The sequence below is a fragment of the Weissella sp. MSCH1 genome (genome assembly GCF_045799135.1).
Lineage (GTDB): Bacteria > Bacillota > Bacilli > Lactobacillales > Lactobacillaceae > Weissella.
Genome location: NZ_JBJMBA010000046.1, coordinates 143,953 through 156,661 on the forward strand (window position 1 = coordinate 143,953; position 12,709 = coordinate 156,661).

Here is a 12,709-nt window from a genome sequence, read left to right on the forward strand (position 1 = left end):
CTTAATCAGAGCCACTTCGCCAAAAACGCTGCCTTTTCATCGGTAAATTCTGGCGACATGTAGTCTGCCGGTCCGTGTCCTGTGCCCTCAACTAAATGCAACACTGCCTTGTCTTCAGAAACAAACTCACGGGCTCCGTTAATCATATTTACTGTCTGTTGATAAGGTACCACAGCATCAGCCGTTCCTGCAAATGCCAAAATAGGTGGCATCTCTGCGTTGAAGTACATCTTAGGACTGTACATCTTCACACGTTGCGGTACGTCTTTGGGTGCTTGTTGATTAAACATTTGTCCCTCGAACGACTCAGCCGTACCCGTTTCAGCATACTTAGGCGTAACACCACTCTCGTTGAATTGGTCAACAAATTGATCAAATTCGTATGGCCCATACATCGCAATAATGGCGTTAACCGTCTCTGGTTGATTATTATTATCGCCCATAAATGGGTTTTGCAATGCATCAACTGACGCCGTTACGCCAGTCATCACGGCCAAGTGGGCACCTGAAGATTCACCCATCAACGCAACACGATTCATGTCCAATTGATACTCATCTGCATGCGCACGCAAGAAGCGCAAGGCTGCCTTAATTTCATAAATTTGGAATGGGAAATCCTTTTGATGAATTAACGAATAGTCCACACTAACAACGGCATAACCCTTATCCAGCAAACGCAAAGCGGGTTCCAATTTATGTGAACTCTTGTCACCGAAAATCAAACCGCCACCATAAATATCAACAATTACTGGGAAAGCCCCTTGTCCTTCATTAGGCAAGTACACATCAAGCGTGTGGCGCTCACCATCCATATAAGCAATGTCGTGCCATTGTTGCTTAATGTAAGCCGTCTCAGCTTCAATTTTCTTATAATCGCGATCAATAAACTTGTCTGTCATATCAGTCCACTCATTTCTCTAGGCATAATAAAAAAGGTAGCTGCATATCTGCATCTACCTTTTATCATACACTATTTTAATCTTTAACCCGGCGACTAAGGGCAATCATAATGACAAACCAAGCTAGTGCCAGAAGCGTTGTGGGCATCGTTGATTTCGTGAACAACAAAATCATAAAGATGCCAAACAAGAATGCTAACGTTAGGTAATCCGTAAATGGTGCACCAGGCATTAGGAAGCGCTTCTCACCATTCTTAAAATCAGCTGATTGACGGTAACGCAAGTGCGCAAACACCAACACGCCGTAGATAACCACGAATGCGGCTGAGGCCACTGATGTCACCAAATCGAAAGCATTTGATGGGAAGAATACATTCACCAAGACAGCCAAGGCAATCAAGATAGCTGACACGTTGATGGCGTTACGTGGAATGTAACGGCGGTTCAACTTACCAACATAGCCCTTACCATTTGATAATGAGAACAACATACGACCCGTCGTAAACAATGAACTATTCAATGACGAGGCCGCCGCAGTCAACACGACGAAGTTAATAATGCCGGCCGCCGCCGTAATCCCGATACCTGAGAACACTTGCACGAATGGTGATTCACTCGCGCTGTAGTTCGTCCAAGGTTGGATACTCATAATTGCAACTAAGGCACCCACGTAGAAAATCAAGATTCGAATAATAATTGAATTGATTGACTTTGGAATCGTTGTCAACGGATCCTTTGCTTCAGCAGCTGTCATACCAACGAACTCAATTCCCAAAAAGGCAAAGAACACCATTTGGAAGGCTGCCAGCAACTTGTGCCCATGATGTGCAACGACACCGTGTTGCCACAAGTTCGACAAGCTTGTTACGCCGGCTGACGTTTTTGCATGCGTCACAATCATAATAATTCCAGCAACAATCATTGCCACAATCGCAACGATTTTAATCATCGAGAACCAGAACTCGGTCTCACCAAACGCCGAAACTGCGATGACATTGATACCGTAAAGTGCAACTAGGAAGATGATTTCCCAAATCCAAACCGGAATACTTGGGAACCAGAACTTCATATACGTTCCCACGGCCGTTAACTCAGCCATGGCAATCGTAATCCACCCGATCCAATACGTCCAACCAATGACGAATCCTGCTTTTTTACCAAGATACTTTTCCACGAACCCGACAAAGGTTGGCTTGTCCGGATCAGTCAAAAGCAACTCTCCTAGCGCACGCATCATCCAGAACATAAAGAGTCCTGTAATGATGTATACAAGCAAAATGGCAGGCCCTGCTGTGCTAATTGAATGTCCTGCTCCCAAGAACAATCCAGTTCCGATTGTTCCACCAAGCGCGATCATTTCAACGTGACGACTAGATAGGCCTCGCTCTAGCTTCTGCTGTGAAGCTTCTTGCTGTGCCATAATAACACTCGCTTTCTATATTTATTTCTAATTTACAATCTCAGCCCCTACTGGGATGTTTTTTACAACACTTAATCTAGTATATAAGAATTCCCCCATTTTTCAATATTCCTTACCATTTGCATGAGTGAAATTTAATCATTCTCATGTACGTCAGCCACAAAAAAGAGAGTGAGACGAAAGGGGCTTTGGAACCGATGATAACGTCGCTTGACCCGCTTACGCCTTGGAGCGTAGCGTAGAGGCATAAGTGGGTCAAATGGCGTTATATTAAGGGTTCAGCCTTTCGGAACACGTTTAAAAAGCCGCCAATCCTCCGATTTTAAATCGGGAGATTGGCGGCTTTTTTGAGGCTGAGACAGAGACTTCTGTCCCAGCTTCTTGATTCATAATTGTTTAGTAATTTGGTCCTGGGAAATCGTCTGGTGTCAATGAATCCAAACGTTGCAACAAACGACGCAAAATACCCTTCTCAGTCATCGCTGCCCACATACCTTCCAAACGACGCTCACCGTAAATGACAACTGATGCCACGGCGCGCACATCACGGAAGTCTGAACCAGTACGTGAAATTTCATCCACTTCTTCTTCAGGCAACTCTTGGTGACCCTTTTGCTTCAACGTGCGATCAAAATTCTTGTCGAAGAAATCTGACCACTCAAACGCCTTTGCCAACTCGATCATACGAGGGTCGTATTGTGGGTGGCCATCTGCGACAGCACCCATTACCCAAGGAATTTCCTTGCCTTCAATTTCTGCCAAAAAGGCATCCCACTTCTTAAAATCAAAAGGGTGTTCCTTTGCCATTTGTTGCCTCCTTCTTTTGACGAGCGTGTTCGACAACTAGGTCGACCTCTCGATATCACGAAAGCTATTGTAACACTTTACTTCCTTTTAGTCAGTAAATAAGACTAGTCTGCGTAACGTTCTGGGAAAAGTGTCGCTAACGGAACCGGCACTTGAATCGTTTCTTCGTGGTCATCTACCGCCAACGTTAAGTCAGTCCGGGTCCAATTTTTAACCCGAATACCCACAACCATCGCTTCGGCAACAAGTTCTGCAAACTGACCAGTACCAAACAATTCTGCAAATTGCGCATCATGTTCAGTTCGGAACAACTCATAACGCTGATTACCTAATTCAGTTGCCCATGCTTGGAGCGCTTCCGGTGTACCAGCAGTCGCAATAATCCGAGCAGCCGGCGTCTTAGCAGGTGTCAAAATACGCTCAGCCACCAAGGAAAGCCCATCATTAAACCGCATGCCGAAGTGATCTGCTAGTTGCGAAATCTCACTCATAATCGTCATGGCGTCTTCCTTGTTAGGCAATGGACTTGCGGGGCTTTGCAGGGCAATTTGATTGGCCAATGAATCGCTTTGGATTAACGCCGTTGCTGAGTACTCACGGTCGCTCATGACAAAATGCAACAATAGTAAATGAATCAAATTCAGGGCGTTTTCAGAAATACCAGCCGGATCAAACGGATCAGCATCTAAAATTCGCAACTCCAAATAGTCAACCCCATGTTGCAACATATCATCGTAGTCTTCACGCCCCTTAAAGCGCACCGTGCCATAGAATTCATGATTTGAGAATAATTCACCCCGCGCAATATGCGTTTTAATTTGATTAAAGTGATCCGCCAAGTTCGTGGCATAATCAACCCGAATATTACCATCGTTAGCAAACCCAAATTGACTAGTTCGAATTGAACGGACTGGCTGATCCATGCGAGGTACCCGTGAATCGGTATCATTCATACTGAACGGCGCAGCCCCGAATAGATAAATAAATAACCACCGGTGGGCCGCAATTTGTTGTGCCAATTTAAAGTAGACGGCATTTTTAAACGGCACATAATCCGCTTCATCGCTCAACGCAAACAACTTTTCCAACAACGTTTCTGGCAAAGAATAATTCAAATGCAATCCCGTAATAATTTCATGCGTTGACCCATATTTTTGGGCCAGCCAATCCCGGTAATCTTGCATCCAAGGTCGATCGAATGTTTCATCAACCCATTGCAAATCATCCGCCGTTAACTTAGGTGGCATACTTAACGGCCAGATTGTCTCGGACCCCGACATATGATCACGCATCACCCACTGTAACTGCAACAAAAAATCCCGAGCTGCTTCAAACGAGCCAACCGGTTCCGTTACCAATTCAGATTGCGTCTCACTATAGTCGGTCTGTAAATAAGGGTGCGTTGTTCGCGATCCCAAACTTGCGGGATATGTCCGCCGACTCAACCGCCCCTCGGCAGTCACCCGGTGTTGTTCAATTTCTATGCCAAACTGGCCACCACTCAACTCACGATATAAGTTATTTTCAGCAATTAATTTGCCAATTTCCAAATGGTTTTCTGCCATTTCACACGTCTAACTTTCATTTAGTATTTAAAAACTATTATAAACAAATGAGACAATTTTAACAGCCTTTTTGTCGTGTCCCTTTTTATTTGTCCCAATCCGGAAAAGCGCTTATGATAAGCCTTGAAATTAGACGAATGGAGTCAGCACTATGAAGATTGGAATCATCGGCGCAACCGGAATGGCCGGTTCAGCGTTCGTTATTGAAGGTTACCAACGCGGGCACCAAGTAACGGCAATTACCCGTTCAGCTAGCAAGGTAACACGTATGTTTGGAAACGAAATTCCAGCCCTAGAACGCCAAAACTTTGAATTGACTCGTGAAGACTTGACGCAATTCGACGTAATCGTCGTTGCATCAACGTTCTCACGTGCCAGCGATCACCCTCGCTTTGCTGAGTACCTACACGACCAATTGGCCGGCACAGATGCCCCAATCGTGGTCTTTGTGGTTGGTTCATCAACATTGCAAATGCCTGACGGTTCAGTCATGGCTGACCGTTTGGGTCTAATGCGTGGTCAAGCACCTTGGATTGAAGTTGCCATTGAGCAAGCTGCCGAGTTTAACTACTTGAAGACGGTTGATGATTTTGCCTGGATGGCAATTTCACCACAACAAGCCTTCATGCCAGGCCCTGCAACACCAACGTACTTGAAGTCAGATGATGCATTGATTTTTAACAACCGTCAAGAATCACGTGTGACGACTGGTACTTTGGCCAAGGCCTTGTACGATGAGTTGGCAAACCCAACCCACGTTCACGGTCGCTTCACTGCCGCCGATAAGTTTTAACAATTAACACGAAATTACTGTTCAAAAATCATATAAATCCTAATATAATCCAAATCCATACAAGAACAGTAAAAAGGCGTCGAGCAATGCTCGACGCCTTTTCGTTATGCTTAAAACTTTCCGTTGGTGTTTGCCCACTCTGATTCAGCGGGAATTTCTTCGATAATATCCCAGTGTTCAGCAATCTTACCATCAGCAACCCGGAACAAATCATAGAACGCGACTGACTTACCGCCAAATTCGCCATCCCCCAAAACCAATACAAAGTTACCTTGACCAAGAACCTTAAAGACCTTGTCGTAAACCATTGCAACGCCTTGTTCGGCCATCGCAGCAAAGGCTGTCGTTAAACCAGTCAAACCGTCAGCGATATCGACATTATGTTGGATGTAATCTTCACCCGCGATATATTCTGGTAGCTTATCAGGATTTTCACCGCGCAACACGTCGCGAACAAAGTCAGCAACCAGAGCCTTATTGGCATCTGTCTTGTCCAAATCGGTCACCTCAGTCGCCCCGTCTGTTTGCGTGTGTCCTGATGGATTTGGTGCCACAACATTGGCCACGTTGTCCCAGTGTTCAGCAATCTGATCACCTTCAAAACGGAAGACATCTAGCGCAACTTGCTCACCACTACCGGCAAAATTAACGATACTGTGCAAAACAACATACTCGCCATCTTCAAATGAACGAACCGTCGCCAACGTCGTCTTAACTGGCGCTTCTTGCAAACCCTTAACTGCCGCAACGAATGCATCACGACCATCCCCAAAATTCAAATTGTGTTGCTTGTATGAAGGCAAGGCACTTGCCTCAGCCACTGCAATATCACCACTTACGAACGTCCCAACCAATGCCTTTGCAATATCTGTATGTGTCATCTGTTTTCCCTCCCAGGTATGGGTATTCAATAATTGTTTTTTATCTATGCCAATAATATAACGCAACGCCGACAATTGCATAAGTAGGCACTTCAAAGTGGTATAGTTTCGCAAAGGAAACTTTTGTACGATAATAGGGTTAATACGAAATCATTTTAGGAGAAGCACATGGGCTTTACTGTTGAAATGACCCCTGCCATTGCCGAAAAGCTCGTCACACTGAATGAGTTGCACCGCAATCGTTGGCGGCCAGACATCGTTAATTTATTATTGGAAACCGACACGTTACGGTTTGGTGAATTAAAAAAACAACTCGGCATCACGCAAAAAGTACTAACCGAAAACTTAAAGTGGCTCGAAGAAAATCAAATCGTCATCCGAACGGTTTACCCCGAAGTGCCACCCCGAGTTGAATATTCTTTAACTGAAATCGGCAAAGAACTCCGCGACGTACACGAAGCGATGCGGATTTGGGCCGACTACTACGTCACCCATGCCAAATGAAAAGAGAGTGAGACGAAAGGCGCTTTGGACCCGATGATAACGTTGTTTGATCCACTTATGCCTTGGAGCGTAGCGTAGAGGCATGAGTGGGTCAAATGGCGTTATATTAAGGGTTCAGTCTTTCGGAACACGTTTAAAAGCCGCCAATCCTCCGACTTTAAATCGGGAGATTGGCGGCTTTTGAGGCTGAGACAGAGCCTTCTGTCCCAGCCTCTTTTTGACACTTTAATTTTCTTCAGTAACCGTTGGCTTTTCAATTTGCCAAAGTTGCCAAGCATAAACAACAATCGTCCGTACAACGGCGTAAAATGGCACTGCCAAAATCATCCCTGGAATCCCCGCAATATTTCCGGCCGCCAACAACAACACAATAATTGTTAGTGGGTGAATATTCAACGAAGCCCCCATAATCCGTGGGTAAATCAAATTACTATCAACTTGTTGCACAATCAAGACCACAACAATCACCCACACCGCCTGCATCGGACTTTGCGTAAAGGCCACGAATAATGCGGGTACTAAACCGATGTACGGCCCAACGTACGGAATCAAGTTGGTCAAACCAGCAAAAACACCTAGTAGCAAGGCGTAATTTTGTCCAATGATGAAATAACCAATCGTCGTGAAGACACCGACGAAAATCATTTCAATCGCCTGACCGCTGATGTATTGCGCAATCGTGCCATTCAAACGACCTAAAATTTCGGCAACCCGGCCACGTGAGCGGTCTGGGAAAATTTTCTGCAGAAATGGCACTAACTTTTGACCATCATTCAACATATAAATCGTCATAACTGGTACAGTAATCGCAGTGATTGTGACACTCGTGACCGTCCCAATCAGCGTGCTCAAACTATTTGCAGTCCCTGAAATGAACGTTTCACCGAAATTCTCAATTTGGGTTTGAATTTTAGCAAAATCTACTTTGACGCCAATTTCTTTAACCCAACTCACTTGGCTCATATGCTTAACCCATTGTTGCATCGTTTCGACCAACGCTGGTGCATTTTTCACTAGCTTACCGACTTGTTCAGCCAAGGCTGGCACCAACGACAGCACTGCGGCCACGATTAAGGCCAGCAATAAAATCATCACAATGCCAATGGCTACCGGTCGGTTAACATGGTGGCGCTTACCCACTGGTATTTTTTGCAACGCTTCAACGACTGGGTTCAATAAGTAATATAAAAATCCCGATACAATCAAAGGCACAAACACCGCCCCAATGAATTTTCCAATCGGTTCTAGAATAAAACTAAGCTGCGTTATGACTAAAATCAACAACGCAACCGCGAGTAATTCAACGGTCCAAAAAAGAATTTTAGACTGTTTCAATTGTTGTAACATACCGCTACCTCGTATTTCTATTTGCCTTTCATTATATCAGAACATGCGACAAACGCCCATTTACGGGCGTAGTGAAAAACTTCACTATAAGATTAAGTTTAACCTAATGTGTTTGTGCACGTGACAGTTGTCATGCGAACAAACTTTCCACAAGTTATCCACAGGCAAACTGTGTACAATATAAGTATTAATATCTCGAGGCATGCATTATGGCATTTTTTAACTTTAACGGTAGTCAACTCAGCTACCAAACATTCGGCAATCCAAGCAATCCCGCCCTCTTGCTACTGCATGGCAACAACGGTTCGCAGCATGATTTTAAGCGCCATGTCACTTATTTGGTCCCGGATTTTTATGTGATTACGCAAGACGCTCGTGGCCATGGACAATCAACATCAAACACTGATCATCTGACGTATAGCCTCTTAGCCCAAGATGTTGAAGCCCTGCGCCAAGAACTTCATATCACGCATTGGCACATCGTCGGCTATAGCGACGGCGCTAACCTAGCGTTGCGCTACACCTTAGATTTTCCCGGTCACACTGATACCATGGTCTTAAACGCCCCTAATTTGACGTTATCGGGCGTCCAAGCGCCAGTCATGGCACTCGCAACCGGTATTGATTGGTTGCTTCGTCGCACGCGCTATCTGAGTAAATTTCTCCACGCCCGTTGGTTGCAGACGCAATTAATGTTCGAATCACCCCACATTAGCAAAGCCGATTTGCGGCTGGTGCCCAACCGGACATTAGTTTTAGTTGGTCAGTTCGACTTCATCAAGCGACAACACTCTGAAAACATCGCAAATTCACTTCCAAATGGTCAGCTGATGGTGGTAAAATTCCGGAGTCATTTATTCATTCAGGTTTCCCCACACGCATTCACAAAAATCGTGCGTCAGTTTATTAAGGAGTTATTCATATGAATCAGAAATGGCATAACATTCGGCGGATTATGATTATCGCCGTCGCGTTTGTCGCGCTATTTGAATTAGGCGCTGTCATCAAACGCATGCCGTTAAAACTATTGTTAGCAATTTTCGCTGAAATCCCGATTGGCCTATTACTTGGGATTTTCGTTATCGGTATCCTAACTGCCAGCGTCGGGGTTAGTTACAATTGGGCCTATAAACGTCTGTTAACCCCTACAGATCCCAAGCATTATTGGCTATCGAGTTGGCTGATTAATGCCTTCGATAACGCCTTTGGGGTGGCAGATTTCGTCGTGATGTGGTTCCAAAATCGGCTCTTCGATGATAACCGTACTGAACGTAGTGCAACGTTACATCGCAGTTGGTGGTTATCGACCAGCGGTTTGGCCGTTGTCAGCTTACTAAGCCTTATCGTAACTGGCATCTACTGGTCACACACTGCCATTGTCAATTACGCACCTTGGCTGGTTGTTGCCGTCGCATTACCCTTCATCGGGTTAATCGTCAGTCACTTCCGTCATCGTGACAGCTTGCTATTTAGTGCTAGCGATTACGCCCGAATCTTTGCCGCGTCGCTAGCTACCTGGGTGGCTAACACAGCCGGCTTTCTATTAATCGGCGCCTTATTCCAAATGCCAATCGCAATCTGGTCAGTCATGCCATTATTCATCGCTGCCCGGACCTTTGGTATTGTGACACTCGTTCCTGGTGGCTGGGGAACATTTGATATTTTCGCCTTTATCGGCCTGCAAACACTTGGGATGGACCCCGCCGTTATTTTCTTATGGATTCTGTTCTATCGTGTTGCCTACACAATTGTGCCATTTATCATCGCGGTTATTATCGCCGCCACACGCGCACTCCGCGAAACCAACCGTAAATTCCGGGGCGTCCCAAGCGTCATTGTACGATCGATGTTACAAAAAGCTGTGACCGGCTTACTCTACTTTTCGGGCATCACATTGATTATCGCCGGGGCCTTGCCGGGAACCCTACAATCGTTCCATCTATTGCGCCATCTAAGCCCCTGGACCTCTGGCTTTTTGCTGCAAGTACCCAATATTTTCATTGGGTTCATGCTGATTATTGCCGGTCGTGGGATTGCCAATAAAGTTAAGCGCGCTTACTGGCCAACATTAATTTTGTTGGCAATTAGCTTTGGCTATGTTGCTATTTCTCACGAACACGTACAGCCCCTCGTCTTACTTGGTGCATTGTTCATTGGGACGTTATTCATCAAGCCAACGTTAACCCGGGTGCAATTCATTTACAGCTGGGAAAATCGACTGGTTGATGGTGTCATCTACGGCGGGTTGTTTATCGCTTACCTCACCATTGGGGTCGCTAATCTGCCTGCCGTCTCACACCGTTTCCACGTGCGAACATCTGGGTTCTTCTTGGTCCCATCGTTGCACTGGTGGTTAATTGGATTCATCGCAATTGCGATTGTGAGCCTTGGTGTGCTTGGTTTTATCGCTTACATGCAAGGCCGCACGCAATTACTCGGTGAAGCCCTTGATGAGGAACGCGTCAATCAGGTATTGGCACGTGGTGATAATCACTACACCAACCTGATTTTCCTTGGCGATAAGCGCTTGTTCTACTACCGGCCCGACCAAAGCGAGACCGATACGGTGGCTATCCAATTCCGTTTGGTTAACAACAAGGCCGCCGTCATGAGTGATCCATTTGGTGATAGCGCTGACTTCCAAGCCGCCTTGGCCGCCTTTATTAGCGAGGCCGATCGCTTAGGTTACACGCCGATTTTCTATGAGGTTTCCGAAAAGATTGCCATGATGGTGCACGAATTCGGTTATAACTTTATGAAACTTGGGGAAGAAGCGTGGGTTGATACACCATCATTCAAGACAGCTGGTAAAAAATTCGCGAATATCCGTAGTGAAATTAATCAAGCAACTGCCGCCGGCTTCACATATGAAGTCTTGCAGCCACCATTTTCAGACGCCTTGTTGCAAGAATTACGCCAAATTTCTGACGAATGGTTGCACGGTCGTGAAGAAAAAGGTTACTCACTTGGATTCTTCGACAACCACTACTTGCAACGTGGCGGTATCGGCGTCTTAAAGGCACCTGATGGCCACATCGTCGCCTTTGCAACCCTGGTTACGTCTGAAACTGAAAATCAAATGACCGTTGATTTGATGCGTTTCACGAGCGAATCACCCAACGGAACGATGGATGTGCTGTTCGTAAAGACGTTCGAGTATGCGCGTGACGCTGGTTACAACACGTTTAATTTGGGGATGTCTCCTCTATCAAACGTGGGACTCCACGAACAAAGTTTCATCCGTGAGCGCGTTGCTAATTTGATTTATCAATTCGGTTCAAAGATTTATTCATTCGAAGGTCTCCGTCATTACAAGCACAAATTTGCGAGTGATTGGCAGCCTTACTACATCGGTTATTCAAACCATTCAAACATCGCCTTTGTCATGATTGCGTTGTTGTTGATTGATAACCCGGGTGTTGATTTAGATTAAAAAAATGCGTCCTCCTACAGCTAGGGGGACGCATTTTTTCGTCTATATCATTATTAAATAAATAAACCAATCACCAACCCAATGGCCAATGTTACTGAGATGACAACAGCGTTCTTAATGGCTTGTGGGAAATTAGGCTTAATTGGGTTCGCTTGAAAGGCCCGGGTGTTTTTGCGCACAATCGGGAATGATACCAACGCCAACAAAGCCGGCCATGGCAAAATCCCCAATACAACTGACAAAATCAACATGAGATAACCCGCTAAATAAATCCAACCAAACAACTTAACCGCGCGCTCTTTACCCAAATACCAAACCAATGTGTGGCGATTTTCAGCAAGGTCTTCTTCGTAGTCACCGATGTTGTTTGCCAACATAATGTCACCAATTGCGAACCATGAAATTGCTGACGCTACGATAGCGTGTAACAGCAATTCACCGTTAAAGACTGGCGCTACATTGACGTATGTTGCACTCAAGAAAATCAAGTACCCCATCGTCAAACCAGAGGCCAATTCACCGAATGGCGTTCGCGATAATGGTAGTGGCGTACCAGCATACCAGTACGCAACCGCAAAACCAATCAGCCCCATAATCAACAATGATATACCTGTCTGCGTAACCAACCAGAGGCCACCGACTACTACAATTAAGACAAGACCGATTAACGTCGTCCAACCTTCGCGGGGAGTAATCCCACCTGATCCAACGATATTGTTCACACCGTTCTTCCACTCGTCACTAGTTGCTGATTTAAAGTCCTGCAAATTATTCCAAACATTCACCCCCATCTGCAATGCAAAGGCGACAATCACAAAGACAATTGCTGGCACTGCATTCATGTGGTGATACGTATTTGCCGCGTACAAATTACCCAGGATTAAGGGTAAAGCGCTAGCGACTAATGATTGAATTTCAACGAACTTCAACCATGTTTTCAAAGTCATGCTCAAAACCTCCAAAAAGTTTTTCCGATAGTTCAGCTTACCCGAAGAACGGCATTGTCGCAAGAATTATACCGCTAAATAATAAGTAGGGTAGGGGTGTGTTGGGGCACATC

The 12,709-nt window shown here is 45.4% G+C and carries 11 protein-coding genes; 4 read left to right on the forward strand and 7 right to left on the reverse strand.

Going from position 1 to position 12,709, the window contains the following annotated elements:
• Nucleotides 1-5 precede the first annotated feature (5 nt).
• From ACJ28U_RS11175 to ACJ28U_RS11190, 4 genes are all read right to left on the reverse strand, one after another.
• Complete coding sequence (locus tag ACJ28U_RS11175; protein WP_407619316.1) at nucleotides 6-899, reverse strand: alpha/beta hydrolase fold domain-containing protein; 894 nt, start codon at nucleotides 897-899, stop codon at nucleotides 6-8.
• Nucleotides 900-975: 76 nt separating this feature from the next.
• Complete coding sequence (locus tag ACJ28U_RS11180; protein WP_099088860.1) at nucleotides 976-2,319, reverse strand: amino acid permease; 1,344 nt, start codon at nucleotides 2,317-2,319, stop codon at nucleotides 976-978.
• A 396-nt stretch (nucleotides 2,320-2,715) separates the two neighbouring features.
• Nucleotides 2,716-3,126, reverse strand: a complete 411-nt coding sequence (locus ACJ28U_RS11185) for a DUF6508 domain-containing protein (RefSeq protein ID WP_043940459.1) — start codon at nucleotides 3,124-3,126, stop codon at nucleotides 2,716-2,718.
• Between the two features lie 104 nt (nucleotides 3,127-3,230).
• Nucleotides 3,231-4,691, reverse strand: coding sequence for a glutamate--cysteine ligase (locus tag ACJ28U_RS11190; protein ID WP_407619317.1), 1,461 nt, complete (start codon nucleotides 4,689-4,691; stop codon nucleotides 3,231-3,233).
• A gap of 151 nt (nucleotides 4,692-4,842) precedes the next feature.
• On the opposite strand from ACJ28U_RS11190, the gene ACJ28U_RS11195 reads away from it, so the two are divergent.
• Entirely contained in the window at nucleotides 4,843-5,484 is a 642-nt protein-coding gene (locus tag ACJ28U_RS11195; protein WP_145530306.1) for an NAD(P)-dependent oxidoreductase, read from the forward strand.
• Nucleotides 5,485-5,594: 110 nt separating this feature from the next.
• On the opposite strand, the gene ACJ28U_RS11200 is transcribed toward ACJ28U_RS11195, so the two are convergent.
• Nucleotides 5,595-6,365: a nuclear transport factor 2 family protein gene (locus ACJ28U_RS11200; RefSeq protein WP_407619318.1), complete on the reverse strand. Its 771-nt coding sequence runs from the start codon at nucleotides 6,363-6,365 to the stop codon at nucleotides 5,595-5,597.
• Nucleotides 6,366-6,533: 168 nt separating this feature from the next.
• Between ACJ28U_RS11200 and ACJ28U_RS11205 the strand changes: the two genes are divergently transcribed.
• Nucleotides 6,534-6,869 carry a helix-turn-helix domain-containing protein gene (locus ACJ28U_RS11205; protein ID WP_010373196.1) on the forward strand — a complete coding sequence of 112 codons (336 nt, stop codon included), beginning with the start codon at nucleotides 6,534-6,536 and terminating at the stop codon, nucleotides 6,867-6,869.
• 225 nt (nucleotides 6,870-7,094) lie between these two features.
• Here ACJ28U_RS11205 and ACJ28U_RS11210 read toward each other — a convergent pair whose 3' ends face one another.
• Nucleotides 7,095-8,216, reverse strand: a complete 1,122-nt coding sequence (locus tag ACJ28U_RS11210) for an AI-2E family transporter (RefSeq protein ID WP_099088856.1) — start codon at nucleotides 8,214-8,216, stop codon at nucleotides 7,095-7,097.
• Nucleotides 8,217-8,425: 209 nt separating this feature from the next.
• On the opposite strand from ACJ28U_RS11210, the gene ACJ28U_RS11215 reads away from it, so the two are divergent.
• On the forward strand, nucleotides 8,426-9,142 hold the full coding sequence (locus tag ACJ28U_RS11215; protein WP_010373203.1) for an alpha/beta fold hydrolase: 717 nt from the start codon (nucleotides 8,426-8,428) through the stop codon (nucleotides 9,140-9,142).
• Nucleotides 9,139-11,649, forward strand: a complete 2,511-nt coding sequence (gene mprF, locus ACJ28U_RS11220; RefSeq protein ID WP_407619319.1) for a bifunctional lysylphosphatidylglycerol flippase/synthetase MprF — start codon at nucleotides 9,139-9,141, stop codon at nucleotides 11,647-11,649. Before ACJ28U_RS11215 ends, mprF begins: the two co-directional genes overlap by 4 nt.
• A 53-nt stretch (nucleotides 11,650-11,702) precedes the next feature.
• Here mprF and ACJ28U_RS11225 read toward each other — a convergent pair whose 3' ends face one another.
• Nucleotides 11,703-12,596, reverse strand: a complete 894-nt coding sequence (locus ACJ28U_RS11225; protein ID WP_407619320.1) for a prenyltransferase — start codon at nucleotides 12,594-12,596, stop codon at nucleotides 11,703-11,705.
• Nucleotides 12,597-12,709: the final 113 nt, after the last annotated feature.

Bases quoted from the DNA above. Each gene is read 5' to 3' on its own strand.
- ACJ28U_RS11175 (WP_407619316.1), bottom strand. From the start codon at position 899: ATGACAGACAAGTTTATTGATCGCGATTATAAGAAAATTGAAGCTGAG.
- ACJ28U_RS11180 (WP_099088860.1), bottom strand. From the start codon at position 2,319: ATGGCACAGCAAGAAGCTTCACAGCAGAAGCTAGAGCGAGGCCTATCT.
- ACJ28U_RS11185 (WP_043940459.1), bottom strand. From the start codon at position 3,126: ATGGCAAAGGAACACCCTTTTGATTTTAAGAAGTGGGATGCCTTTTTG.
- ACJ28U_RS11190 (WP_407619317.1), bottom strand. From the start codon at position 4,691: ATGGCAGAAAACCATTTGGAAATTGGCAAATTAATTGCTGAAAATAAC.
- ACJ28U_RS11195 (WP_145530306.1), top strand. From the start codon at position 4,843: ATGAAGATTGGAATCATCGGCGCAACCGGAATGGCCGGTTCAGCGTTC.
- ACJ28U_RS11200 (WP_407619318.1), bottom strand. From the start codon at position 6,365: ATGACACATACAGATATTGCAAAGGCATTGGTTGGGACGTTCGTAAGT.
- ACJ28U_RS11205 (WP_010373196.1), top strand. From the start codon at position 6,534: ATGGGCTTTACTGTTGAAATGACCCCTGCCATTGCCGAAAAGCTCGTC.
- ACJ28U_RS11210 (WP_099088856.1), bottom strand. From the start codon at position 8,216: ATGTTACAACAATTGAAACAGTCTAAAATTCTTTTTTGGACCGTTGAA.
- ACJ28U_RS11215 (WP_010373203.1), top strand. From the start codon at position 8,426: ATGGCATTTTTTAACTTTAACGGTAGTCAACTCAGCTACCAAACATTC.
- mprF (WP_407619319.1), top strand. From the start codon at position 9,139: ATGAATCAGAAATGGCATAACATTCGGCGGATTATGATTATCGCCGTC.
- ACJ28U_RS11225 (WP_407619320.1), bottom strand. From the start codon at position 12,596: ATGACTTTGAAAACATGGTTGAAGTTCGTTGAAATTCAATCATTAGTC.